The sequence below is a fragment of the Photobacterium kasasachensis genome (assembly GCF_050336885.1).
GTDB lineage: Bacteria > Pseudomonadota > Gammaproteobacteria > Enterobacterales > Vibrionaceae > Photobacterium > Photobacterium kasasachensis.
In genome coordinates, this window is record NZ_JAKJSH010000005.1 from 262,138 (window position 1) to 288,101 (window position 25,964).

Genomic DNA, 25,964 nt, shown 5'->3' on the forward strand with positions numbered 1-25,964 from the left:
ATATGTATATGACAGAAATGGGATACTCAACACTGAATCAACAATATCAGTTAAAACAAGATCGTGATTTCATTTTTGAAAATATTCAATTTATATAACGATAATGAAGGAAACAGAGACACTTAATACTTCAACTTATACTTCTACTTTATAACTCTGTTCTTGCCAGAAAATTAAACCTATCTATAGCCTGCTGCTAATACTCGATATGGTGCTCTCCAAAGCGAATCTTGATATTTTGTCAGTGCACCAGCTGGTAAGAGCCTGAACTAAGCTGTCAGGTTGATAGTGTAAATAAGCGGATGGCTGTTGTTTCTTCGTTTGTAAGTGTTTAATAAATAAAGATAAAGTAATATTCATCAATTTGCATTGATAGAGTTGCATATAATATGGTGGAAATTTAACGAGTTGATAGGATTAATTCGAATATTACGAAAAGCTTTATAAGTAATAGCTAAAATTAAAAGAGAATTATATTTGTATACATAATGTGATGCTCATCTTATTACTGTTGTATTAATATATACATGCGATTATTTGCTGTTATATTTCTGAATTCTACTATTTGTGGCTGGTTTGAAAGATTTCCTCGAAGATATAATCAACTAATAATTTATAAAGATTATCGAACTGACTTGTAGCTATATCTATACTCCTGATGCCTTCGATTGGGGGGGATAATAGCTATTTGAAAAATACCCTTATAGTTGAGGTATATCATTTCAATCGCTGTATTGATAGCTTGCACAACAATCTTACATCTTCAAAGCGATGTGAGCTGATTTATAAAATATAAGTATATATACAAATGAAAAAGCTATTTGGATCATCGCATGACTCAGAGTGTTTATATTCTGCTTTAGCTTGTAGTCGAATGTTGATACTGCTTTCTGGTGGGACTCCTTCAGATGTTGTACTTGATAATTCTCAGGCGAAAATACGAAAAGCAATAAATGAATATGGGAAAGAAAACGGTGTTGAGCTTACATTAGGTCAACTTAAGCTGAGTCAGCTAACACCAGACAAATTACCGCTAGCCTATAAAAACAAACAGGGTGAATTTGTTATTGCTGCACGCATTTCTGGGCGAGAGGTGTTGGTTCAGGAGACCGAAAGTGCTTCACCGAAAATCCTTTCTCTAACAGAGCTGGAGGAGCAGTGGTGCGGTGAAGTGATCCGTATGCAGGGACCGTCACTTCGGTTTGATGTCTCCTGGTTTATTCCTGAGTTTGTTCGTCACCGTCGCTTGTTTACCGAAGTGTTGTTGTTTTCCCTGATGTTGCAATTGTTGGCGCTGGCAACGCCGCTATTCTTCCAGGTGGTGATGGACAAGGTTCTGGTGCATCAGGCGTTGTCGACCCTGGATGTGCTCGTGGTGGTGTTGGTTGTCGTTGGGATATTTGAAGTCGTACTCAAGGGGCTTCGCGAATACCTGTTTGCACACACCTCCAACCGGATTGATATCGGCCTAGGTATCAAGTTATTTCGCCATCTGCTGGGCCTGCCGTTGCTCTATTTCAAACACCGGCAGGTCGGCGCCATTATTACTCGGGTGCAGGAGCTCGATAGCATTCGTGAATTCTTGACCGGTTCAATGCTGACCTTGTGTGTTGATGTAGCGTTTACTTTTGTGTTCTTCGGAGTCATGGCCTGGTTGTCGCTGCCACTGACCTGCCTTGTTCTTGCGGTGCTTCCGTTTTACTTCCTTCTGGCATGGCGTAGTACAGGTCGGTTGCAGGCATGTATTGAAAAACAGTTTCAAACCTCGGCGCTGAATACGTCTTTTCTGAATGAGTCAGTCAGCGGAGCCGAAACGATTAAAAGCCTGGCTGTTGAACCTCGTATGCAGCGTCGCTGGGAAGCTCAGACAAGTGACATGGTGGAGGCGGGCTTTAACACCCAGAGCATTAATAATTTGATCAGCCACGGAGTGATGCTCCTGCAGAAGATCACCAGTGTCGGGGTGATCTGGTTAGGGGCAAACATGGTGATGTCACTGGAACTAACCATAGGTCAGCTGATCGCCTTTAATATGATGGTTTCCCATGTCAGCCAGCCTATCACCAAGTTAATAGAGCTGTGGCAGCAGTTTGTCCAGGTACGTGTTGCGGTCGACAAGCTCGGCGATATGCTCAACCTGCCTGTTGAGCAAGAGCAGGGCAATGTTTTTCCGGCTTCCCCGCTTAAAGGCGACTTACAAATTCGTAATTTGCTATTTCGTTATCAGCCGAACTTAAATCCTGTTCTTCAGGGCGTCAACCTGCATATCAAGCCCGGCGAAACCCTCGGGATCGTCGGCCCTTCCGGCTCGGGGAAAAGTACCCTGACCCGGATCCTGCAAAAGCTGTACACCCCGGATGAAGGGGAAGTGCTTATCGACGGTAATTCGCTCTATAGCCTGGATCCCGGTTATCTGCGCAGCCAAATCGGCGTGGTACTGCAGGAGAATTACATGTTCAACCGCAGTGTGCGCAATAACATCGCGATTAAAGATACCACTGTACCGTTAGAGGCCGTCGTTGAAGCAGCAAAACTGGCCGGTGCCCATGACTTTATCCTGCAGCTCCCCCTTGGCTACGACACCGTATTGGCAGAAGGCGGCAGCTCTTTGTCTGGCGGTCAGCGCCAGCGTATTGCCATCGCCCGTGCGTTGATGGCTGATCCGAGGATCCTGATCTTCGATGAAGCAACCAGTGCGCTGGATGACGAATCCCAGGCGCTGATCCAGGCCAATATGGCGAAGATCGCCCACGGCCGAACTGTCATCACCATTGCCCATCGTCTGTCAACCGTCCGTCATTGCGATCGGATTATTACCCTGGAGCAGGGGCGGATAACTGAATCAGGCAGCCATTCGCAGTTATTGGCCCTGAAAGGCTGTTATGCCCGCCTCTGGCAGTTACAGCAGGAATTACGTAAGGAGTCTGCCGCATGTTAATCAAGCATTTCAACACTGCCCGAAAGGCATTGCAGCAGGAGCGTCAGGCACCGTCGGCCTTGAAGCGTTCGCGGGACGAATATGAGTTTCAGCCCGGGTATCTGGAAATTGTCGAACGCCCGCCAGCTCCGTGGACCCGGCGGACGGCGATGGCATTGACGCTGCTGGTGGTTATAGCGTTGCTCTGGTCTGTTATCGGCCGGCTCGATATCCATGCAAGATCCGCAGGACGGTTGATCGTTTCCAGCCATTCCAAGGTGATCCAGTCGCTGGAGTCAGGGGAAATTTCGGCGATTAATGTCCGGGATGGCCAGCGAGTTAGGGCCGGCGACATCCTTATCACCCTCAATCCCATCGGCGTCGAGGCCGAAGTGCGCGAGCTACAGGAGAAACTGGTTTTCCGCCAGCTCGAGCAGTCACGGCTGCAGGCTCTGCTGACAAGCGATCCGCTCGCGTCATTCAAATTACCGAATGGCGTTTCTCCTGTGCAGGCGCTTACTGCTCATGAACACCTTCAGAGCGAGTGGCTGGAGGTTACCAATAACCTCGACAGCCTCGATGGTGAAATGAGTGTCAACCTGGCCAACCAGCAGGCTCGGCGTGCCGATATCGCGGGGTTGGAGATGCTGATGACAAATATCCGTGCTCGCCTTCACGCTCGCCAGACTTTGGCGGCCAACAAGCTGATCCCCCGAATGGAGCTTCTGGAGCAGGAACGAGAACAACTGGAAACAGAGCGTGCCCTCTCCAAGCAACACGCCGAGATTGATGTGTTGAAAGCGCAATACCTGAGCCTGAAGGAGCAACGTGAAAGCTATCTGTCCAAAATTCGTCGAGAGTACTACGACAAACTGAATCAGGCGCAGGGTGCAATAGCCGAGATCAGGCAGGAACTGGTCAAGGCGAATGAGAAACACCGACTGCAAACCCTGCTATCGCCGGTGGATGGTGTGGTTCAGCAGCTGTCAGTTCATACCCTCGGGGGCGTTATCCAGGCTGCCCAGCAATTGCTGGTGATTGTACCGGATGATGCCGCGCTTGAGGCAGAAGTGATGATATTGAATAAGGATGTCGGTTTTGTTCAGGCCGGACAGCCAGTGGAAATCAAGGTGGACTCGTTTCCATATACCCGCTACGGCACGATTAGCGGAGAAGTGGCCCATGTGTCGCGAGACTCAGTGGAAGATGAGCAGATGGGCCTGGTCTTTCCTGCCCGGGTACAAATAGATCGCCATACGATTGCTGTGGATGACAAAGAAGTCCCGCTACAGGCGGGGATGAGCATCACCGCAGAAATTCGTACCGGTGACCGCCGAGTGATTGACTACCTGCTGAGCCCTTTGCAGCAGTATCAGTCTGAAGCTATGAGGGAGCGGTAATGGCTGTAGCAGAAACGGTTGAGACAGATGATCTGGCTGTGAATGTTGACCGAGCAACAGGGGATCTGGCGCTACTTGCCTTGGTACGGGCTGCACGTTGCTTTGATTTAGCGGTAGAGCCCGAGCAGTTGGTACATCAGCTTGGCCGAAGCGAGGGGGCGGTGGACAGCCTTGATCTTTGCCGGTGTGCGCGTTGGATAGGGCTTCGGGCGCGGTGTATTTCCACTCAGTTGGAACGCTTGTCGGCACTGCCGTTACCGGCGTTGCTCAATACAAAGCAGGGTTGGGTTGTGCTGGAGGCAGTTACTGACGATATGGTTACCCTGTATCACCCTTCTACCGAGAACAGTCGGAGCTACCCGATTAGTGTGTTTGGTCAGCACTGGCGCGGTGAAGCCCTGTTGCTGGCCGATACCGAGGAGCTGCCCAAAAAGCAAAAGTTTGGTTTTGGATGGTTTGTCCCCTCCATTCGCAAACATGTGATTCAGTTTCGACGGGTGTTGCTGGTGTCGCTGATGTTGCAGCTGATTGCTCTGGTTACTCCTATATTGTTTGAGAACGTGATTGACAGGGTACTGGTCAGCAGAAGCCTTTCCAGCCTTCAGGTGCTGGGGATTGCGATGCTGGCTCTGGCCGTGTTCGAGCCCATTTACGGCTTCCTCCGATCCTGGCTGTTTGCCAACCTCGCCAGCAAGGTCAATTCAGAGCTGTCCAGCCGTTTGTACGAACACTTAGTCGCCCTTCCTCTCGGTTATTTCCAGCAGCGACAAACCGGGCAAATTATCGCCCGAGTGAGAGAGATGGGCCAGATCCGTCAGTTCCTTACCGGGTCGGCACTAACCATGGTGCTGGATCTGGCTTTCATCAGCTTATTTCTTGCCGTGATGTTTGGCTATGCCCCGAAGCTGACTTGGCTGGTACTCGGTTCGTTGCTGGTTTATTTCTTTTTCTGGCTGGCTGTCGGCCCGGTACTGCGAGCCCGCGTGACCCGGGAGTACGAATTGGGTGCGGATAATACCGCTTTTCTGGCCGAATCTGTTACCGGGATTGAAACCATCAAGACAACCGCTACGGAGTCCGGTTTTCTCCATCAGTGGGAGCGCCAGCTGGCAAGTTTCGTGAAAGCCTCGTTCCGGGCCAAGGTGGTTGGGATTTGGGCCGGACAGGGAATCGGATTGATCCAGAAGCTGACGTCGGCACTGCTGCTGTGGTGGGGCGTCACCCTGGTGATGGACGGCCTGCTGAGCCCGGGTGAGCTGGTCGCGTTCAATATGCTGTCGGGACATGTCACTCAACCGATCCTGAGGCTTGCTCAGGTCTGGCAGGATTTTCAGCACACCCTTATTTCGTTGCGCCGGATTGGCGACATTCTTGACGAGGATGATGAAGACGGCAACGGCGGATTGGCCTCCGTCCCCAAGCTGCGTGGTGGTGTGTGCTTTAGTGGCGTGCGTTTTCGCTACAGCGAAGACAGTCAGGAAGTGCTGCGCAACTTGAATCTGGAGATAAAGCCCGGCGAGTTTGTGGGGATCACCGGCCCTTCTGGATCAGGAAAATCAACGCTTACCCGTTTGTTGCAGCGTCTGTATGTGCCCCAGCATGGACAGGTTTTGGTGGATGGTATCGATTTGGCCATCGCCGATCCGGTGGCATTGCGCCGCAATATGAGCGTGGTGCTGCAAGAAAGTCTTTTGTTCTCGGGTACCGTAGCCGAGAACATCCGTCTGTGTTGTCCGCAGGCGACTGATGCTGAGGTGGCTGAGGCCGCAGCCCTGTCAGGGGCCGATGAGTTTATCCGTGAATTGCCGCAGGGCTATGAGACCCAGGTGGGTGAAAAGGGCGGGCGCCTTTCTGGCGGCCAGCGCCAGCGTATTGCCCTCGCCCGGGCGCTATTGACTGATCCCGGTATCTTGCTGCTGGACGAGGCCACCAGTGCATTGGACTACGAGTCGGAAGCGGCAGTGATGGCAAATATGGAGGCTATCACCCAAGGTCGCACGGTGATCAGTATTGCCCATCGACTCAATACCTTGCGCCATGCTGATCGCATCCTGGTGATCGATGGCGGACAGATTGTCGAGCAGGGAACCCATGATTGGCTATTGGAGCAAGGAGGTACCTATGCCCGGCTCTGGAAGCTACAGGTAGCTTCATAGCTGCTCTTTGATGTGGGTGCCTGATCTCGCATCCATTTCGTCTACTGAATGTTCCCATCACTGCGTATGTCTGTGATGGGTCATACCTTGCCTTTAAGGCGAGGATCACCTGCCTCAGGTTGAAGAACAGGAAGCAACCGGGGTGCAAACTTAACAATAAGAGGATTGAGCACGATGGAGCAAGTTACTTCATTCGGTAATGCAATCAACAATACAGGCGACAGTATAAATACCGCGATGCAGGCCAACTTCATGGAGGGCTTTACTGAGTATCTGACAACGGCAATTCGGGGAATGGTATCAGGCCAGGGAGACAGCTCATCCCTGAGCCCGACAGATATGGCTGATGTGGTGGCGGAGGCTGCTCGAAAGTCAGGCGCGGATCCTGAGGTTGTCAGCCAGCTTAAGAGCCTGGCAACGGATCCTGAGATCTTGTCTGCGCTGACGGCTTTTGATCAGGGGCTGGAGGGTACAGCTGACATGGCTGATGTCGGTGCATCTGGTGAGCTGCTTCCCGATTTTGAGTCGGCGATGCCGAATCCAAACCCAGGCCCTACCATTGATCCCGGCCTGAACGGCAACGTCAAGACCCTCAACCAATACAGTGATTATATCTCCGGAGCAGGATCGACTTTCGGAGGAACTATGGTTGGGTTGCCTTCCGATCTGAATGATGGCGCTTCCATTGTACTCAATGGAATGTTGCTGAAGCACGATAACCTGGTCAATGAACTGGACGGGCACCTGAAGAAGTACCCTACGTCAGTAACGGCTCATAATTTGCTGAAAAACGCTGTCAACGAAAGTACCGAGTTAAATAGTAGTCGTCTTTCAGCCCGAGGTGTATTGAACAACATCGGAACCGGTACCACGGTTGCCGGCTCCTTGTTCAGCGTGGTACATGGCGGCATTAATATCGCAGCCGGGGCAGATATGGGGAAGGACCTGCGTATTGCCGGTGGGACGATCGGCATGGCAAAAGGGCTTTACTCCCTAACCAATGTCGTTGCGACTCAGGTTGCTAAGCGAGCAGGAGGAGGGACGGCGAAAAATGTGGCGACCTTCCTGAGTAAGACCATGGTGGCGAAGGAAGTGGCAGATGTGGGACTGGATGCTGCTTCTGGCCTGACAAAAGCCGGTGTTGGTTTTGCTATTGGTGTTGGTAGTGCGTTGGCTATCGGTATGGGGGCTGTCAGCATTGCAAAGAATGCGATGGTCGCCGATGAGGCACGTCGTGGCGGGAATCATGGCCGTGCCGCGATGTATGGTGTGATGGCCGCGCTCGACGGCGTTGGCATGGTCCTCGATGTCGTTAGCTTGGTGTGTGACTTTATCCCTGTGATCGGTAACTTGGCCTCTTTGGTGCTGGATGTTGTTAATTTCGGTTTGAGTCTGATTAATACCGTGTTGGGATTCTTTGCGGATATGGTCGATACCCGTACGCCAGAGGAGAAACTGCAAGCGGACTTCGACAGCTATCTGGACTCCGATGCCTTCAAGGAGTTTATGACCAAGCAAGGTGAGTTCTACAAAGAAAAAGGCTACGACATCTTTAAATATATGGTGGATGCCGAATCGGCTGGTCTCGGAGAGGAAGGTGTTGATGGTTCAAGCATCTGGAAGGAGGAGACACGTGCGCTGACTGATCAGGCTAAGAAAAACCTGGAAGATCAACAACTGAGAATTGCCTTGATTGATGGTTCGAGTATTGGGCGTACCTTAAACGGCCGGGAAAATGACGATTACCTGGATGGGCGCAGTGGCAATGACATCATCAATGGCCATGGCGGCAATGATATCCTGATGGGTGGAGCCGGGAATGACGAGCTCAATGGTGGCGACGGTAACGACAACTCCAATGGTGGCAGCGGTGACGATACGATCAACGGCGGAGAGGGTAACGATACTGGGCGTGGTGGTCTTGGTGCTGATGTGATCAACATGGGACCAGGTGATGACGATGTCATCGGGTTGCTGGGTAGCGATAGTATCGATGGCGGTGATGATACAGATACTTTGTATACTGAAGATTTGTTCAAGAACCTTGAGTCCCGCGAGCTGAATCCGGATTGGAAGTCTTCTCAGGATCAGCTTGCCGAAAAGGTGGCAAATCAATCCAACTGGTCGGCCTATGCGCCGGACCACGAGCCCGCAATTGGCTATAACGTTGATCTACAGGCTGGAACAGCGTCGGGAAATCCGAATCAACAAGCGATCAGTGCGTTGGATGCCGGGCTGTATAACACTACTGTCTTTGCGAAGAAGGATGGTGCCTGGAATGATTATCACCGTGATTTTTCCAGCCACTATCTACTGGACAGCCTGCCAGATATTTCTGTGATGACCCAGCTCCGGGAAAACTCGGTCGACAGCTATATCGCCTATAACCATCATGACAGCTGGAATACCTACCTATTCTCCAATAACCCAGATCCGCAGATTAAGTCCGCTTATGACAGTTTTGTGCGTCAGGCGAAAGAACAAGGGCGTGAGGTTTATCTGCTAGGGGAGGCTCTGACTAAATTTGATCCAAACTTCGGTTACATGAAAATGGAAGTGCTGACCGATGGTAAAGAGGTGATGCTATTTGATCCTGTTATGGGCTATGTGAAGCTCGATGCATCCAATTTGCAGCAGATGTTGGGGGGCGAAGAAGGCAATTACCGTTCAGCAGCAGGGTTCTTCCTTTATTTGATGGAGAAAGTCGGCGCGAATGCAACGCTGACGGGAATGGAGAATGTCGCTGGGTCGGAGTTCGACGATGTGTTGAAGGGAGACGACAACAATAACCAGTTGTTTAGTCGAAACGGTAACGACAAGTTGTATGGCCGCGGTGGTAACGATTTGTTGGATGGCAGCGGTACCGGCAACAATACCCTCGATGGTGGTGAAGGTACTGATACTGCAAGTTATGCTGTTCATAATCAGGGAGTAACAGCGAACTTGCAAAGCGGCCAGGCTCACAAAGGCAATAATAATACCGATACTCTGGCAGGGATTGAAAACCTGATTGGCTCTGCACATGGCGATACGTTGACAGGTAATGACTCAAACAATCAGATTTTTGCCCAGGACGGAAATGACACGGTACGCGGTGGTGGCGGCAACGATCTGATTGATGGCGGTAAAGGTGCCGATGACTTAGATGGCGGAGCCGGAGTCGATACGTTGGCCTATACGGATCGTGACGGAGTAACCGTTGATCTTGAAACCGGCGAAAACAGTGATGGTGATAGCCTTAAGGGGTTTGAAAACCTTATGGGAAGTAACAGTGCCGATACCCTCAAGGGAGATAATGAGAGCAATATTCTGTTTGGCAACGCTGGTCAGGATACCCTAGAAGGACGAGGAGGTAATGATACTCTGATTGGCGGTGATGGCGCGGATACGTTAAGAGGTGGCAGCGGCAATGATCGTATCTCGGCGGGTGACGGGGTGGATGTTATCGATGGCGGCGAAGGCGCTGATATTCTGGACTATAGCCTGAATGGTCAAGATAGTAAGAACGCCCTATATGTCGATCTTGCAGAAGGGATCTCTTATGCCGTTAAAGATGGACAGAAAACCGTGCTAGACCGTTTCAGTCATATTGAAGGGCTGGTTGGCGGCGAGATGGAAGATACTCTCATTGGTGATGACGGCAAAAATGTGCTCTATGGCGGCAAAGGAAACGATATTCTGCGCGGCGGTGGTGATAACGATGTGCTGGTGGCGGATGGAGATGTAGATCACTTGTTTGGCGGGACAGGTAAAGATATCTACCAAATCAAAGTATCAGAGGGTGGCAGCGCGATTATTGATGACACGGACGAAGGGAATGCCATTATCCTCGAAGGGATCAGCAAGGCCGATGTTGGTTTGAGGTTTGATGGGCAATCACACCGGATTCAGTTATTTGATCGTCGCAATGGTCAAACGTTGGTGGAAGATGTTGCCTCCGGGGACCAATTAACCGAGTGGGGTGGTCAAGCGTCCAGCGAACAGACGGTCGAATTACTGAGTGGTTTCATTCGTCGCTTCTCAACAATCCGTATTGGCGATCGGGTACTTTCGAGCCAGCAAACGATTGACTGGTTGAGCAGCCAGTTGGTTGAAGCACATGCCGGGCAAGCGGATTCCACCCTTCGTGGTAACGAGCTGTCAAATATACTGACTGCTGGCGTTGCCCTGACGAGTATCAATGCCGGAGGGGGAGATGATCAGCTACTAATCGGTGCGGGAACGCCGGAGGTTCATACCGGTAGTGGCAACGATTACGTTGATTTTAGCGGTAATACTGATCTGGCATCTGCGCCGCAGGCGGGAGAGCGCTTTATCGAACTGCTAGATGATCCTAATTCCCTGAACGGCTGGCAGGTACAAAATGGTGGTAATGGTTTTGCGGTTGATGCTAACGGCCTGACATCCTCTTACGGTTGGTGTAGTCGGACTCGTCGTTTCGATATTTCTAATCTGGTTAGTACTTATGGTAACAATGCCATCAATATCAAGGAGACTTTCCGTAAGGTCGGTTATACCGCCGATAGCTATAAGTTGACGGTTAGGCTACTGGACAGTGACGGTAATGAGTTACATCAATGGAGCACCGGGGAGCAGACGGTTACCGATGTTGCCGAGGTGAGTCACACATTGCAAAACTACAGCAGCCAGACTCACTATGTTGAAGTGACGGATGCTGGTAAAGATCAGGAATATTGGGCTGGTCAGTGGGGAGCTCGTCTCGAAGGGCTGTCATTGCAATTCGATTCAGGTGCCACTAATCAGGCAAAAGTTTATATTGAAGGTTTCGATGCTATCGAAGTGGATGCAGGAGCGAACCTGGAGGTGCTTAAGTCAAAGCCAGATGCAACTTTCTCCTTGGTACTCAATGCTGATCTTAACGAGTGGACTCCGGGACAAGATGGCCTGTCACTTATCCATCAAGACGGCGGTCAACTGACGTTGCCGCAAAAACCAGAGAGTCTGATTTTTGAGGATAACGGACGCCGAATATTAGTTAAGGATGTGAATGCTTACTATGCGGCAAGAACCAAGGGTGAGGCGTTTACTCACCGCTGGGAACTGACGCCGGATAATAGTGCGATCCTGAACCTAGCTGGCGTCGATGCAGCATCGGTGACTGTTCATCAAGACACTGTGGAGGGTAAAAAGTATGTCCGTCTGCAGGCCGGAAGTGACGTGCTTTTCTCTGAAGCGATACCTACAACCAGTGACGGTACCTCACAAACTGCGGGTCAATACCTGTCAGGAATCCTCGCTGGAGTTCGCTTTGGTGATGTCGGGCTTCACGGCGATGATCTGGCTAACTTTATCGACCATGGTGAGTTACCCGGTAATGAAGAGGTTAGCAGTAATGCCTTGCTCTCTGAGCAGATCGCGAGCGTAGCGAATAGCGATGCTGATAGCATTCGTCTGGCCAAACTGACTGGAGCAATGGCTGCCTTTGATAGCAGCAATGACGGGACATCGAGTGGCAACGAAGTGCTGGATGGCCGTTATAATTTGCAGCCGGAACTAACCGCTGCAGTTGTATAATTAGCCTATAGGATAATGGGGAGGCTTGCCTCCCCTGTATTTTAGTGACAAACATAACTTGTTCAAAATAGTTGTGTGCGAGATGACTTACCACAGAGATATATGTTTTTCCTTTCTGATTCCTTGACTATCTCCACCGGATCGAGACAATCACCCTAAACACCGTTATCTATAGAGAATTTATGAGAATCGTTGCGGTTACAGCTTGCCCGACCGGGATTGCCCATACTTACATGGCAGCTGCCGAGCTAAAGAAGGCGGCGCAGCCATTGGGTATCCAGATCATGGTTGAAACACAAGGTGCGATGGGGATAGAAAATCAGCTGAGCTTTCAGGATATTGGCCGGGCCGATGTGGTGCTGATTGCTTCCGACATTGAAATTGAACACCGTGCCCGCTTTACCGGCAGCAAGATCCATTGCGTTACCATTGAAGAAGTGCTGACCGATCCGGCGAGCGTGTTGCGCCGTTGCCAAGAACTTTGATTCAAACTCCTGACTAACAAGTTATGACTTAATCGCTATGATCGAACGTCGTATCACCTTCATTATTGGTGATGAAGGTATCCCTTCCTGGAAACTCAATCAGCTGAAAACCTTGGCTGGGTACTTTCGTGCCGTGGTGGTGATGCAAAATGTCACTCGTTTGTGCCAGGCTAATGCCGAGCAGCCGGTTAGGATCATGAGCTTGGGTTGTATGCCGGGAGATTTGTGCCAGCTGGTTATTGAGGGCTCTGATGCCGAACTGGCCTACATGGTGCTAACTGACTTTGTCGCAGAGCAATTTCTATTGGTGAAAACCAGTGGTAAGAAAAAGAACCGTAATGCCTGCAGTGTCGATAGCCGTGATAAGACCAATACGGCCTTTTATTTGCCGTTTGAACTGGCAATTTCAACCCGCGATTTGCAAGTTGAAGAGATAGGCCTCGTACAGCCAACAGAAGCAAAAGAGATGGTTCTAGCCCGCCTTTGCAGGATGCTTAATCCGGAAAATCCAGACTTGTTGCGTCAGTTGATGCAAGAGCGTGAGCGCGTCTCGTCGACCTGCATGGGGAACGGAATTGCATTGCCTCATATCATGTCATCAGAAATCAAGCTGCCTGCAATGGCGCTTATTCAGATACCGCAAGCCATAGAATGGGGCTCAAATCGTGGCCCGGTGACGAGAGTGATCGCCATGGCCTTGCCTTTTCCTGCTCAGCGCCCACATATCGAGGCGTTTGCGCATTTTTCACAGGCGTTATTGGCCCCCGAGTATTGTCGTTTGCTGACGGAAAATATTCAGGCCGAGGCGTTGAAAGCACTGTTGCTGCATACTTTGTCCCGCCCGTTTACAGCGAACTGCGATACTCCGAAGGGGTAAGCCCTGTTTTATTCTTAAATACCCGGTAGAAATAGTTCACATCTTGAAATCCGCATCGGGTAGCCACTTCGTGTAATCGGAAGGTGTATTTCTTTAGCATGAACTTGGCTCGCTCGATCCGCACCCAGGTAATGTAATCGGCCAGGCGCATATGTCCTTGTTGACGAAACAGGCGCGAGAGGTGATTGGGGCTGATATTGAATCGTGTGGCAATGCTGTCACGGCTGATTGCCCGGTGAAAGTTTTCCTGGATGTAAATACAGATCCCCTGATAGAGATCCTCGCTACGCTTTTTAGTCGAATTTTCCGGCACTGAAAGCATGCTCTGGCAATAGCTCATCAGGGCCAATAGCAGATGCTCGTCCATTGGTTGCTGGAGTGGTTCTTTGGACAGGGCATTAAGTGCCGACAGTATATGGTCAATGGCATGACCGGTACGTGTCTGGATACTGTGCTTTTGAATATCATGAAAGTTGGTTTGATCTTTTGCCTTACTAACCAGGCTAAAGCCTAGCTGGCGACGACCGAATAATAGACTCAATACTGAACAATCCGTATCCCAATTGGGCTTGTTCCAGCTGTTTGGCGGGATATAGAGCGCATCACCAGCCATGATTTTGACTTCTGTGATCCCAAGCTCCGGATCTTCCAGCTCGTTAATGTACTCACCGTTGATCACCAGCTCCAGGCGCGGGAAGTTAACCTGATAGCTAAATGGAGGCGGCGTGACCTGATCCCCGGCAAACCAAATGCGGTTGAAGTGCTCCCTTTCAGAAAGCAGGGTATCGATAAGGTCATGGAATACCTTGCCCATGGTAATGGTACCTCCTGGCGGGATTGGCTCAGCGTATTGGTTAGGTTATTGTCGGCATTATTATTCATTGTCCGGTGTAGAGTTGCTACCCGGAAAATAGAATTGAATATTATCCGTGAGCTGGGTCACGTAAATTTTCTGGTCGACCTCGTTTTTATGGTTACTACTGTCTAGTCTTTTATTATTTTTGGAGTAATCGTAGTTGTCGTTTTTGCTGTGGAAAGTAGATAAAATATGCATTTAAACCATTAATTAATAACGAATATCATGTTACTCCCATTAGTGTTGAACTGAGGTTGGTGAGGTGAGGGTTAGATCACAAAATGGTTTTGATGTTACAAATATCCAGTAAATGCCTCTCTGGTACACTATAAGAGTGGAGCCGGATCGCTGAAAATATCCCCAACGGCAACACGAATGCTGAACTTAAAAGTATAAATACAGGGGGAACACTCATGATCACCAACTTGATTAATGAGCAGTTGATTTGCCTGAACCTTCAGGCGACGACCAAAGAAGAGGTTTTTGTCGAAATGATCGACTTGCTGCACAAGCAAGGCCGAGTGAACGACAAGGACCAGTTTTTAGCGGATATTCACGCACGTGAAGAGCTGGGGAATACCGGTTTTGAAGAAGGTGTTGCGCTGCCTCACGCGAAAAGTGGTGCTGTGTCCGAACCTGCGGTAGCCATTGGTATTAGCCGCAGCGGTATTGAATACGGCGCGGAAGACGGCCTGCCATCCAAACTTTTTTTCATGATTGCTTCTCCAGACGGCGGCGCAAATCACCATATTGAAGTGCTGGCCGAATTGTCTTCGAAGCTGATTGAGGACGGTTTTATTGATGAATTTATGTCGGCAAAAAGCGCGCAGGAGGCACTTGAGCTGTTGCTGGCAAAAACAGAGCCGAGTGAAACAACACCGGTAGCTGACAAAGGGTTGCTGATTGGTGTGACTGGCTGCCCTGCAGGCGTTGCCCATACTTACCTTGCTGCGGAGGCGCTGGAAAAAGCCGCTGCCGAGCTTGGTTACGAAATGAAAGTCGAAACCAATGGTTCGATTGGTGTAAAGAACAGCCCGACAGCCGAAGAAATCGAGCGCGCAGAAGCGATTATCGTCAGCTGCGACAAGCAGGTAGATATGACTCGGTTCGCAGGCAAAAAGCTGGTTAAAACTGGTGTGAAAGCGCCGATCAAAGATGGCAAGGGGCTCATCAACCAGGCTCTGCAGGCTGCGACTTACCAAGTGTCTGGCGATGATGCACCTGCACAGACTGAGAGTAAAGTCTCTCAGGCCCGTTCAGATCTATACCGCTATCTGATGAATGGTGTATCGCACATGATCCCATTCGTGGTAACCGGTGGTCTGCTTATTGCCTTGGCGTTAGCCTTGGGCGGTCAGCCATCTGAAGCGGGAATGGCTATTCCTGAAGGTAGCATGTGGCAGAAAGTTCTCGATGTCGGTGTGGTGGCCTTTACGCTGATGATCCCTATCCTGGCCGGTTACATTGCCTACGCGATTGCCGACCGACCTGCACTGGCTCCGGGCCTGATCGGTGGCTGGATTGCTAATAACGGTTCATTCTACGGTGCCGAGGCGGGTACCGGATTTATTGGTGCGATAGTCGCTGGTCTGCTGGTAGGCTACTTTGTTAAGTGGCTGGTGAGCATCAACTATCACAAATTTATCCAGCCTTTGGTGCCAATCATGATTGCACCGATTGCAGGTAGCCTGTTTATCTCTAGCTTGTTCATCTTTGTTATCGGTGCCCCGATTGCCAGCTTGATGGATGGCCTGAACGCCATGCTAACCAGCATGAGCACAGGTAACGTGGTTCTGCTGGGTATCGTACTGGGTGGTATGGCCGGTTTTGATATGGGCGGTCCGTTTAACAAGGTTGCCTTCCTGTTCTCGGTCGGCATGATTGCCAGCGGCCAAACACAATTCATGGGTGCGATGGCGTGTGCTATCCCGGTTGCACCGTTGGGTATGGGTCTGGCAACCATTATTGGCCGTAAGCTTAACCTGTTCGAAGAGTCTGAGCTTGAAGCCGGTAAAGCGGCAAGTGCTATGGGCTTGGTGGGTATCTCCGAAGGTGCAATTCCGTTTGCTGCGCAAGACCCGATGTCAGTGATTCCGGCCAACGTACTGGGCTCGATGGTAGCCGCAGTAATGGCATTCTCTTTCGGTATTACTAACAGTGTGGCGCACGGTGGTCCGGTTGTAGCCCTGCTGGGTGCGATGAATAAACCACTAATGGCCATCGTATGTATGATTGCGGGCTCTGTGGTAACAGCACTGGTAGCAATTTCTCTGAAGAAAATGCGTCAGGCTAAAGCGCAGGCGGCTCTGGCCTAAGTCAAGATTCGCTTAAGTCAATAAAGAGCAAACCATTAAAGTGTAATAAGAGCATGCCAGTACACTGAGTGATATGTACTTAACCCCCACGCTGGCATGTATGCTCCCTTCTTTCCTCTCTTAATGGGGCAAGAAGGGCGTTTTTTATCTGGTAATTTACTCGGTATGAGTGCTCAACAATTGACAGACAAATCCCATTTCAAAATCATCAGATTCTGCTAAAATTTCGCGTTGCTTAATAGCGCTGTAAAATAGCGACTGATACTGATCCCATGAGTAATTGTACTGATGAAATCAGTATTTAACGTAAGGTAAAACAATGACCGTTTCCACATCTCCTTGTTTTTTCCGCATGCACAATGTTATCCAAGATTATGCATGGGGAAGCACGACATCCATTGAATCCCTGTTTGGGATTGCCAATCCTGAGGGTAATCCGCAGGCAGAAATCTGGATGGGTGCCCATCCGAACGGTTGTTCACAGATAGACGTTGAGGGTGAGATTACCCGCCTTGCCGATTTTATCGCAGCAGATAAAGCCGCGACTATTGGCGTGGATACCGATAACCAGTTTGGTGAGCTTCCGTACCTGTTTAAGGTGCTGGCTGCCGAGAAAGCGCTGTCGATCCAGGTTCACCCAAGCAAGGCACAAGCCGAAGTCGGTTTTGCCAAAGAGCAAGACGCTGGCATCCCCCTGAGCGCCGGTCACCGTAATTACAAAGATCCTAATCACAAACCTGAGCTGGTCTATGCTTTGACGCCGTATCAGGCAATGAATGGCTTCCGCGAGATTGATCAGATTGTTAGCCTGTTCCGTTGTCTGGAAATTGCTGACTTGCACGAGTTGGTTGTTGCACTGGAAGAAAACCAGAATGAAACAGGTTTGCGCCAGTTCTTCGAGGCAATGCTCTCGCTTCAGGGGGAAGTGAAAGAAACTGCTTTGGCCGGGCTTCTGGCATACGCCGAGCAACATAAAGACGATGAACTGTTTGCTTTAATCTTGGAACTTGCCGGGCAGTATCCGGGCGATATAGGCCTGTTCTCGCCGCTAATGCTCAATGTGTTGACCCTACAGCCGGGTGAGGCAATGTTCCTGCATGCCTGTACGCCGCATGCTTATATCAATGGCACGGGCCTGGAGATTATGGCGAACTCCGACAACGTATTGCGAGCGGGGCTAACCCCTAAGCACATCGACATTGCAGAGTTAGTGGCAAGTACGCGCTTCGTACCGATGCCGGAAGATAAACTGTTGCTTGCTCCGGACGTATCGGAAGGTGGTTTGCATTACCCGATCCCGGTTCCTGACTTTAAATTCAGTGTTTATCACAGCCAGCAGAATATCGCGTTGACAGCTACCAGCGCTGAAATACTGTTCGCGATTGATGGGGCGGTAACTGTTACACATGCAAGCGGTGAGACTCTGACTATCGAGAAAGGGGAGTCCGTGTTTATTCCGACTAATGCCAAGGGTTATACCGCAAGCTCAACGGGACGATTTGCCCGTGCTTACAATTGAGTTTTAGAAGATATTTTCTTTAATAATCGATTGTTTGTTCTATAGAAATCGATTCAAAGCCAGTCAAAGTGACTGGCTTTTTTTAGTTTGTCATTCAGGTGTTTTTTACTGACTTATCCATACTGATACGGACCCACCGTTGACCGGGAAATACGCCCAGCCATCGCTGTTGGTCCAGACACTTTCCGTTCTGTTCGAAAGGTGATCTTTGAATTCGGTACTTGGCTTGCCGGCATACATCCACTTGCCGCCCCCTGCTGCATCCGTCATGATAACTGCCATCGATTTAGGATGTTCAGCATCGCCTTCACGGGTCCAGCCGATGATGTTTGCATCATCCATGTAGCTATGTTGTTTGCCGTACGCATAATTCTTCCTGGCCGTGATGAGCTCTTTTAAGTGACGTACCGGGGCCATATTAATGTCGTGTCCCTTGTCGGAGTATTGCGCACCGTAATAATCGGCGTAGAAGACATTCGGGTAACCTTCCTCCCTTAGCAGGATGAAGGCGTAGGCTAATGGTTTGAACCACCAGTCAACCGGTGACTCTAGTGCTTGTAGTGGCTGGGTATCATGGTTTTCTACAATTGTGACAGCCTTGACGGGGTTATCTTTCATCAGGGTGCCATCCATCAGGCGTCTCATATCGTAGTGACCACCAGAACGTGACGCTTGATAAAAGTTCATGTGCAATGGTGCATCAAATAACGACATTGTGCCCTGGGTTTTACTGATGAAGTTGTGCAGGTTGTTGACGTCATAGTTCCAATATTCACCGACGGTGAACAACTCTTTGCCCGTCTTGCCTCTGAGGTATTGGATCCACTCCTGTAGATACTGATATTTAATGTGCTTCACGGCATCTAGCCTAAAGCCATCGACGCCCGTTGTATTGAGATACCACTCTCCCCAGTATTTAAGCTCCTGTTTTACTTCAGGATGGTCCATATCTAAATCGGCATACATGAGGTAGTCATAATTGCCTTTCTCGGAGCTGACATCCCAGTCCCACGCCTTGCCGATGCCTTTAAATTTGAAAATGGCTTTCTCTTTACCAGCATCATCCCAGTCTACGCCGTCAAAGTGATACCACGTCCAGTGGAAACTTGAGTATTGGTCGTTTCTTCCCGGGAAGGTAAAGTCGACCCAGGCCTCGATCCATTTATCGCCTAGCTCTTTGTTTCTGTCATCCCAGTCGACCCTGACGGTATCAACCCAAAGCTTTTTGTCAGCGCCACCACGGTGGTTGAAAACAACGTCACCATAAATTTGAACATTGTTTTTGTGTGCTTCGTTAATTGCAGCAAGGTATTGCGCCTTGGTGCCGTATTTGGTGCGTACCGATCCTTTTTGGTCGAACTCTCCAAGGTCATACATATCGTAGACCCCGTAGCCTACATCATTACTACCGCCTGCGCCCTTGTATGCCGGTGGAAGCCAAAGTGAGGTAATACCATTATCAGAGAGTGAAGCGGCATTGTCTTTAACCTCGTTCCACAAGCTACCGTCATTGCTGTTGTACCAATGGAAGTACTGCATCATGGTGCCATTTTGTGATGCACAGGCGTCATGGATATTAAGCGATAACAGTAGAGTGACGGATAGGGTGAGGCCGTGTTTTATTTTAAAGCATGTCATGTTCTATACCTTTGTTTTTTATTATTAACGCGCTTTATAAGTCATTGTTTTTTTCTTTCATATATCGCTGTGGGAAATGCTTGATAGATCAAACATTTGGTGAGGGGATTAAAAGCAAGTTTTTGATCTTAGTGCAAATTTTGACCAATGTGCGGTAGGGCTACGAAATGTGATGTCAGTGTGAAATCTAGTCATTCGCTCACTTACCACGGGCAGGCTTTGAACGGCTATCTGCAATGTTGCTAAAATTCATTTCAAATAGATCTTGATCACACTTTTAAGCTCGTATATAGTTAATCTGTAATTTAATTACGGAATTGGGTTACACAATCGAACTGTTAAGTAAGAATGCCAATCAGTTTGAACTATTAGTTACAGATAAATACTTGGAGCTTAAAATGAAAAAACTACGTAACTTCATGTCACTATTTTCAACTCAGCTGAACTTTGACCGTAGCCAGTTTGCGGTTCGTGCGAACAGTACATTTCAGCAATAGTATCCCGTTGTATTTCTACTGTTTCTGATTGAACACAGAAATAGTAAGCCGTCAGGTCAGTGAAAACTTGATTCAGTAAATGCCCAGCATAGAAGTGGGGTATTTATGATCAAGGTTTTCATAGGCTTGATGAAAAAGATTTCTTTCCTCTATCTCAACTTTCTTTTATCTGATCCCAGATAATCTATCCCCAGCTTCTGTTGATAACCCTCGAAAGCCACGTGTTTCGGGTCGGTATAACTTTTACCGCTCAATGTCTAAGTAGATAACGTTTTGCCTTTAATAGGCTATGTTTGACCTAAGATAAGAGGTCGTTATTCATGGTCTATCGCATATTGGCTGATCTGGTTGTTATCTTTCATCTCGTATTTATCGTCTTCGCGCTATTGGGTGGGTTGCTGGTGATCTGGCGAGGCTACCTGTTACTTTTTCATATTCCTGCTGCGCTGTGGGTTGCAGTGATCAGCTTCAAAGGTTGGATTTGCCCATTAACGCCGTTGGAAAACCGGTTAAGGCACTTAGCTGGTGGCGAGGGATATTCTGGAGGCTTTGTCGAACATTATTTGATCCCCATTATCTACCCGGTCGGGCTACGTATTGATGTTCAGGTTGTACTGGGTGTTGTTGCAGTCGGGATCAACATTGCAATCTACTTGCTCGTCTATTATTGCTATATGAACAGGCGAGCTGGGTAGGGGAATGAAAAGTATATTGGTAACCGTTGTGGTGCTCTATGCACTTTTCGCTCTCACTTTCTGTTCCCTGCAACGGAAATTTCTGTATTTTCCTCAGCCTGCCAGCAATGTATATGGTGAGATGAATGTTAGCTTTGTCGTGGATGGGGTACAACTCAATGGCTGGGCGTTAAACAAGGGGCAAACGAAGGCATTAATCTATTATGGTGGCAATGCCGAAAGCATAGAAGCGAACATCCCCTTCTTCGAGGCAGTGGTGCCCGACTATACCGTTTATCTTATCCCCTATCGAGGCTATGGCAGCAATGCAGGAAGTCCTACTGAACAGGTGCTATACAGTGATGCTGTTCATATTTATAAGACAGTAAAAAGCCAACATGATTCGGTATCTCTGATGGGACGAAGTTTGGGCACCGGTGTAGCGACTTATGTGGCGGTAAACCGGAACGTGGATACGTTGATCCTGGTTACCCCGTTCGACAGTATTGAGAACGTAGCAAAGGATATCTACTGGATGTTTCCTGTCTCTCTGATGATCAAAGACACATTTCGTTCAGCGGATCGAGTTAAGGATATAACTGCCCAAACCTACATCTTTATAGCCGAAAATGATCGGGTGATCCCCCGTGCCAGAACCGACCAGCTAATCGCTCACTTTGGCGATCAGCTGGTGGAGGTAGTTATTGTGGACAATGCAGGCCACAATACAATTTCTCAGTTCCCTGATTATGTATCAGGGCTTAAGCGGGCGCTGGACTAGCCTTCGGCATGTTCCGTAAGGGCTTTTTTGGAAGCCTCGACGTCAGGTGCAGCCTTTTCCGGTGTCACAACAAGAAACTGCTTTAGCAACTGTTCGCACTGACTTTGGCTCAAGTAACCCGGAACAGGGTAGGTACCATGGGCTTCAGCCAGTGCCCGTTGACTGATAAGTGTTATATCTTCGGCTTTTAATTCAGGAAATCCATTCGGAATGTTGAGTTTTTTATTGAGCTCAACCACCGCTTCAATGAACTCACTGCCGCTGCTTAGGCCAATGACTTTCGCCAACTCTTCCAAGCGCGCCTTACAGTATGGATGCAGCAAGCGTAGCACTTCGGGCAGTAGGATCGCGTTCGCCTGTCCGTGCGGGATATGGTACATACCGCCGAGCTGGTGGGCGATAGCGTGCACATAGCCTACAAATGCGCGAGTAAAGGCGCAGCCAGCCTCATAAGATGCCATCGCCATTTGCTCTCGCGCTTCCAGATCTTGGCCATTGTTATAGGCTTTAGGTAGGAACTCGAAGATTTTCTCTATTGCCTGCTTGGCATATTTGTCACTCAGTGGCGTGTTATACGTACCGATAAATGCTTCTATTGCGTGGGTGAGTGCATCCATACCGGTTGCTGCTGTCATATCTTGCGGCAGCCCAATCATCAGCTTGGGATCGATGATCGCATAATCAGGCAGCAATGCAGGATCGACGATCGCGAACTTTTGCCGTGCTGCTGGATCGGAAATAACTGCGGCGACAGTGGCTTCCGAGCCAGTGCCAGCCGTGGTCGGAATCGCAAGAAATAGCGGTAGTTTTCGTCTGATTTTGAGTTTTCCGGCCATGGTTCTCACTGGCCTGTCTCTGACCACTTTAGCTCCGATCACTTTGGCGCAATCGATGGGTGATCCACCGCCGAGGGCGATAATTGAATCGCAGTGAAATTGCTTATAGAAATCGGCACCGGTTGCTACTGTTGCGATTGTCGGGTCGGGCATCACTTGGTTGAAGATAGCGTAGTCGATGCCATGTTCATCCAGTGAATCACAAAGTGCAGGAATGATGGCTGCAGAACTGCTCCTGCCGGTAACAATCATGGCCTTCTTCGCCCCGGCCGATGCCATCAGTTCGCCCGCTTTTTCGAGGCTGTTTATCCCAGCTTCAAGGTGAGGGAAGGGGATGGTAACGAGTTTGTTGAGCTGTTTGTTGACGCCTACCATTGCTTTATATATCAACATATCAAAATCCTTTTAAACAGACGTTTGAATTATAGGCGTCAAGCATGGGCTTGTATTAGATAGGGTTCATATTTCTACGCATTAGTGATAAGTATTGCTGCAAAGTCGCTTTAAACTAGAGCGGCTATATAAACGCGTTTTTTAGATTAAGGATATTAGACCCCTAACTCTTTCTTCAGCATCGCTATGATTTCTGCATCGTCTTTGCTGGATCTGAGCTGATCGCGGAAGCTTTGATGGATCAGTTTGCGTGCCAGGGTTGAGAAGATCCGCATATGCTGATCGCCCTGAGCCTTGTTCAAGGTCAGCATGATGATAAAGTCGACGTCGCCAGAATCTGATTGCCAGTCTATCGGTTGGTTTAGATGGGCAATACTGATGCTCGAATGACGAATGTTATCGGATTTGGTATGCGGAATGGCGAAGCCATGGCCAAGACCGGTAGAGAATACCTTCTCGCGTACCCAGACATCCTCTTCCAGCTTGTAGGCATTGTCCGTGCGGTCAACCAAACCGAGGTTGCCAACCATTGCCTGAATCACTTCTTCTTTGCTGGCAAAGTCGGCTGGTTTCATGACACATTCTGTGGCCAGCAGAGGCTTGCTTTCCTGGTTGGCAGAGGCGTTATCAAGTAGTGCCTGAACATCTGTAATTGTCGGACACTGACAGGCTTGCTCAAACAGTGCTTTACAATCTTCGCTGTTGAGCTTGCATAGCGTTGCTTTGGTGGCGGCAATTTTGGGTGCGCTCATACTGATCTCGTCTAAACCGGCACCAATGAGTAGTGGCAGTACCTTGGCATCGGCACCGAGTTCACCACATAAGCCGACCCAGCGGCCATGCTGGTGGGCGGTCTGGACAACCTGGTTCAGCATTCGCAGGAATGCCGGAGCGAGACTGTTGTAGAGCTTGGCAACACTGGCATTGTCACGATCAACGGCGAGCAGGTATTGGGTCATGTCGTTGGAACCGATGCTGAAGAAATCAACTTCCTTGCAGAACTGATCGATAATAAAGGCTACGGAAGGAATTTCAACCATGATCCCCAGCGGGACTTCGGCGTTGAATGCCAGGTCTTCCTGAGCCAGCTGTTCTTTTATGATCTCAAGCTGCTCTTTCACCCAACGGATCTCTTCAATGCTCTGGATCATTGGGATCATGATTTTGGCATTGCCATGTACGGCAGCCCGCAAAATAGCACGCAGCTGGGTGTGGAACAGAGCGAGAAACTCTGGATAGATACGTACCGCGCGATAGCCAAGGAACGGGTTGTTCTCCTGAGGCAGGTTCAAATAGTCAATCGGCTTGTCACCACCAATGTCCATGGTTCGGATGATCACTGGCTTCTCGGTTGCCGCTTCCAGTGCTTCACGGTAATAGCCAAACTGTTCGTCTTCATCCGGCGCTTCGCTGCGATCCATAAACAGCATTTCGGTGCGGAATAAGCCAATACCTTCAGCCCCTTTTTCAAAGGCGGCTGGCGCTTCGATCGAACAGGCAATATTGGCGGCAATTTCAATTGTTTTACCGTCTGCGGATTGCGCCTGCTGGTTAGCAAAAGCGTGCTGTTTTTCGCTCAGTTGCTTGTTTAGGGTGATGGCACGGTCGAAATAACGACAGACACCTTCGTTGGGCTGGGTTGCGACAACGCCAAGGTTGGCATCGAGATAGATCTGGCTATTGATGGCATCGGTACATTGCTTGGCTTCGATACCAGACAATGTCGGGATATTGAAGGCGCGAGCAAGGATCACCGTGTGCGAGGTGCTACCGGCATGGGTGAGCACTAGGCCTTGGAGCAATTCTTTATCAAGACCGAGGAATTGGCTTGGGGTTAAGTCGTTAGCAATAACGATGCTTGGTTCGGTTAGGGTGAAGTCGGTATTAATATCAATACTTGGGTATGCTGCAGTCAGCAGCTGAATGGCTACATCACGGATATCCAATACGCGCTCGCGCAGATAGGCGCTGGACGACTGGCTAAGCTGGGTGGTGATTTGCTCTACCACGGCGAGAATGGCATTGGCGGTTGAGTTGGACGCTAAATTATCCTTGATACCGTCGACAAAAGTGCAGTCATTAATTATAGAAATATGGGCCGTGATGATTTCTTTTTCATGTCCGCTAGTCTTACTGGCTGCCTGCTCAAGGAAGGTACAGACCTGGAAATGCGCTTGTTCAAAGCGGGTCACTTCGTCATTTTGAATATCAGTAACAAAGGTATTGAGATCAATATCGCGATAGCCGACCAATACCCCTTTGCCTATTCCCGGTGCCAGTCGCTTACCTTGCAGCAAGGTTGGCTGATGACGCAGCAGAGACTGCGGTAAGGTGACAGATTCATCGTCAGCCTGTGTATCTAGGGCTTCGTCACAGTGGGGAAACTCATTACTGATATAGTCGGCCAGCATTGCCATGGCCTGCTGGCTGTCCTCGCCGTCAAAAGACAGGGTAAAGTCATCGTCCAGCAGGGTGTCAGTCCCGACAAGCGCCAGGACACTTTTTGTGTCTGCGGTGTTGCCGTTACGCAGATTGGTCAGGCTGATCTGGCACTGGAACTGGCCACATACTTTTTCTAGATGGCTGGCTGGGCGAGCATGGATGCCGTTAGGGAGAACACAGCGGAATTGAATCTGGTTTTTCATGGTTACTGCCTTATTACTGATGCGCTAACAGCTGCTTACATTGGGAAAAAATACGCTTGGGTTGTTGAAGGGCATCTTGGATATTCACCTTCAGGCATTTTTTGTTGTCGAAGCGATCGCTATGCTCGATATTGATATCGGTTGCCATTACCACCACATCGGCACGCTGGACGTCCTGTTCGGTCAGGCGATTTTCGATACCCATCGCACCTTGGGTTTCAACTTTGATCGTAATGCCAAGTTTCTTGGCGGTTTCGGTGAGTTTGTCTGCTGCCATATAGGTATGGGCAATTCCGGTAGGGCAGGCGGTAATTGCGACGACTCTCATCGGTGTCTCCTTACATACAGTATTTATTGGTGATAGTGCCAATATAAGAAGTTGCCTTGTTATACGGTAGAAGATAAAACAACCCTTTACTGGACATTTGTAACCACGATAA

Annotated in this window: 15 protein-coding genes; 10 read left to right on the forward strand and 5 right to left on the reverse strand. The window is 49.3% G+C overall.

The genetic code is table 11. The features are described 5' to 3' along the window. Positions 1 to 874 precede the first annotated feature (874 nt). The 6 genes from L4D19_RS05575 to L4D19_RS05600 all read left to right on the forward strand — a co-directional run bounded on the left by L4D19_RS05575 (position 875) and on the right by L4D19_RS05600 (position 13,370). Entirely contained in the window at positions 875 to 2,938 is a 2,064-nt protein-coding gene (locus L4D19_RS05575; RefSeq protein ID WP_428451595.1) for a type I secretion system permease/ATPase, read from the forward strand. Then, a complete protein-coding gene (locus L4D19_RS05580; protein WP_428451596.1) occupies positions 2,932 to 4,317 on the forward strand; it encodes an HlyD family type I secretion periplasmic adaptor subunit in 1,386 nt (461 codons plus the stop codon). Before L4D19_RS05575 ends, L4D19_RS05580 begins: the two co-directional genes overlap by 7 nt. Continuing rightward, positions 4,317 to 6,473, forward strand: a complete 2,157-nt coding sequence (locus L4D19_RS05585) for a type I secretion system permease/ATPase (RefSeq protein ID WP_428451597.1) — start codon at positions 4,317 to 4,319, stop codon at positions 6,471 to 6,473. Before L4D19_RS05580 ends, L4D19_RS05585 begins: the two co-directional genes overlap by 1 nt. A gap of 174 nt (positions 6,474 to 6,647) precedes the next feature. Further along, positions 6,648 to 12,008 carry a hypothetical protein gene (locus tag L4D19_RS05590; RefSeq protein WP_428451598.1) on the forward strand — a complete coding sequence of 1,787 codons (5,361 nt, stop codon included), beginning with the start codon at positions 6,648 to 6,650 and terminating at the stop codon, positions 12,006 to 12,008. Positions 12,009 to 12,190: 182 nt separating this feature from the next. Then, positions 12,191 to 12,493 (forward strand): PTS fructose transporter subunit IIB, encoded by a 303-nt coding sequence (locus L4D19_RS05595; RefSeq protein WP_075766716.1) that lies wholly within the window; start codon positions 12,191 to 12,193, stop codon positions 12,491 to 12,493. Positions 12,494 to 12,530: 37 nt separating this feature from the next. Further along, positions 12,531 to 13,370, forward strand: a complete 840-nt coding sequence (locus L4D19_RS05600) for a PTS sugar transporter subunit IIA (RefSeq protein ID WP_428451599.1) — start codon at positions 12,531 to 12,533, stop codon at positions 13,368 to 13,370. Here the strand turns inward: L4D19_RS05600 and L4D19_RS05605 are convergent. Next, entirely contained in the window at positions 13,339 to 14,184 is an 846-nt protein-coding gene (locus tag L4D19_RS05605; protein ID WP_075766714.1) for an AraC family transcriptional regulator, read from the reverse strand. The genes L4D19_RS05600 and L4D19_RS05605 overlap by 32 nt on opposite strands. A 455-nt stretch (positions 14,185 to 14,639) precedes the next feature. Here L4D19_RS05605 and L4D19_RS05610 point away from each other — a divergent pair, with 455 nt between their 5' ends. Then, on the forward strand, positions 14,640 to 16,541 hold the full coding sequence (locus L4D19_RS05610) for a PTS fructose transporter subunit IIABC (protein ID WP_428451600.1): 1,902 nt from the start codon (positions 14,640 to 14,642) through the stop codon (positions 16,539 to 16,541). A gap of 319 nt (positions 16,542 to 16,860) precedes the next feature. Then, positions 16,861 to 18,060: a mannose-6-phosphate isomerase, class I gene (manA, locus tag L4D19_RS05615; RefSeq protein WP_428451601.1), complete on the forward strand. Its 1,200-nt coding sequence runs from the start codon at positions 16,861 to 16,863 to the stop codon at positions 18,058 to 18,060. A gap of 105 nt (positions 18,061 to 18,165) precedes the next feature. Here manA and amyS read toward each other — a convergent pair whose 3' ends face one another. Further along, complete coding sequence (gene amyS, locus L4D19_RS05620; RefSeq protein ID WP_428451602.1) at positions 18,166 to 19,698, reverse strand: alpha-amylase; 1,533 nt, start codon at positions 19,696 to 19,698, stop codon at positions 18,166 to 18,168. An 817-nt stretch (positions 19,699 to 20,515) separates the two neighbouring features. Between amyS and L4D19_RS05625 the strand changes: the two genes are divergently transcribed. Together L4D19_RS05625 and L4D19_RS05630 are read left to right on the forward strand one after the other, a co-directional pair. Then, positions 20,516 to 20,890 (forward strand): DUF2784 domain-containing protein, encoded by a 375-nt coding sequence (locus L4D19_RS05625; RefSeq protein ID WP_160648927.1) that lies wholly within the window; start codon positions 20,516 to 20,518, stop codon positions 20,888 to 20,890. Between the two features lie 4 nt (positions 20,891 to 20,894). Beyond that, positions 20,895 to 21,650, forward strand: a complete 756-nt coding sequence (locus L4D19_RS05630; protein WP_428451603.1) for an alpha/beta hydrolase — start codon at positions 20,895 to 20,897, stop codon at positions 21,648 to 21,650. On the opposite strand, the gene L4D19_RS05635 is transcribed toward L4D19_RS05630, so the two are convergent. The 3 genes from L4D19_RS05635 to L4D19_RS05645 all read right to left on the reverse strand — a co-directional run bounded on the left by L4D19_RS05635 (position 21,647) and on the right by L4D19_RS05645 (position 25,852). Then, a complete protein-coding gene (locus tag L4D19_RS05635; protein ID WP_428451604.1) occupies positions 21,647 to 22,879 on the reverse strand; it encodes an iron-containing alcohol dehydrogenase in 1,233 nt (410 codons plus the stop codon). The genes L4D19_RS05630 and L4D19_RS05635 overlap by 4 nt on opposite strands. A gap of 155 nt (positions 22,880 to 23,034) precedes the next feature. Then, positions 23,035 to 25,524, reverse strand: coding sequence for a phosphoenolpyruvate--protein phosphotransferase (ptsP, locus tag L4D19_RS05640; RefSeq protein WP_428451605.1), 2,490 nt, complete (start codon positions 25,522 to 25,524; stop codon positions 23,035 to 23,037). A 13-nt stretch (positions 25,525 to 25,537) separates the two neighbouring features. Beyond that, complete coding sequence (locus tag L4D19_RS05645) at positions 25,538 to 25,852, reverse strand: PTS fructose transporter subunit IIB (RefSeq protein ID WP_428451606.1); 315 nt, start codon at positions 25,850 to 25,852, stop codon at positions 25,538 to 25,540. Between the last annotated feature and the right edge of the window lie 112 nt (positions 25,853 to 25,964).

What these genes read in the sequence shown, in the direction of transcription:
- L4D19_RS05575 (WP_428451595.1), top strand. Translation starts at nt 875, where the DNA reads ATGTTGATACTGCTTTCTGGTGGGACTCCTTCAGATGTTGTACTTGAT.
- L4D19_RS05580 (WP_428451596.1), top strand. Translation starts at nt 2,932, where the DNA reads ATGTTAATCAAGCATTTCAACACTGCCCGAAAGGCATTGCAGCAGGAG.
- L4D19_RS05585 (WP_428451597.1), top strand. Translation starts at nt 4,317, where the DNA reads ATGGCTGTAGCAGAAACGGTTGAGACAGATGATCTGGCTGTGAATGTT.
- L4D19_RS05590 (WP_428451598.1), top strand. Translation starts at nt 6,648, where the DNA reads ATGGAGCAAGTTACTTCATTCGGTAATGCAATCAACAATACAGGCGAC.
- L4D19_RS05595 (WP_075766716.1), top strand. Translation starts at nt 12,191, where the DNA reads ATGAGAATCGTTGCGGTTACAGCTTGCCCGACCGGGATTGCCCATACT.
- L4D19_RS05600 (WP_428451599.1), top strand. Translation starts at nt 12,531, where the DNA reads ATGATCGAACGTCGTATCACCTTCATTATTGGTGATGAAGGTATCCCT.
- L4D19_RS05605 (WP_075766714.1), bottom strand. Translation starts at nt 14,184, where the DNA reads ATGGGCAAGGTATTCCATGACCTTATCGATACCCTGCTTTCTGAAAGG.
- L4D19_RS05610 (WP_428451600.1), top strand. Translation starts at nt 14,640, where the DNA reads ATGATCACCAACTTGATTAATGAGCAGTTGATTTGCCTGAACCTTCAG.
- manA (WP_428451601.1), top strand. Translation starts at nt 16,861, where the DNA reads ATGACCGTTTCCACATCTCCTTGTTTTTTCCGCATGCACAATGTTATC.
- amyS (WP_428451602.1), bottom strand. Translation starts at nt 19,698, where the DNA reads ATGACATGCTTTAAAATAAAACACGGCCTCACCCTATCCGTCACTCTA.
- L4D19_RS05625 (WP_160648927.1), top strand. Translation starts at nt 20,516, where the DNA reads ATGGTCTATCGCATATTGGCTGATCTGGTTGTTATCTTTCATCTCGTA.
- L4D19_RS05630 (WP_428451603.1), top strand. Translation starts at nt 20,895, where the DNA reads ATGAAAAGTATATTGGTAACCGTTGTGGTGCTCTATGCACTTTTCGCT.
- L4D19_RS05635 (WP_428451604.1), bottom strand. Translation starts at nt 22,879, where the DNA reads ATGTTGATATATAAAGCAATGGTAGGCGTCAACAAACAGCTCAACAAA.
- ptsP (WP_428451605.1), bottom strand. Translation starts at nt 25,524, where the DNA reads ATGAAAAACCAGATTCAATTCCGCTGTGTTCTCCCTAACGGCATCCAT.
- L4D19_RS05645 (WP_428451606.1), bottom strand. Translation starts at nt 25,852, where the DNA reads ATGAGAGTCGTCGCAATTACCGCCTGCCCTACCGGAATTGCCCATACC.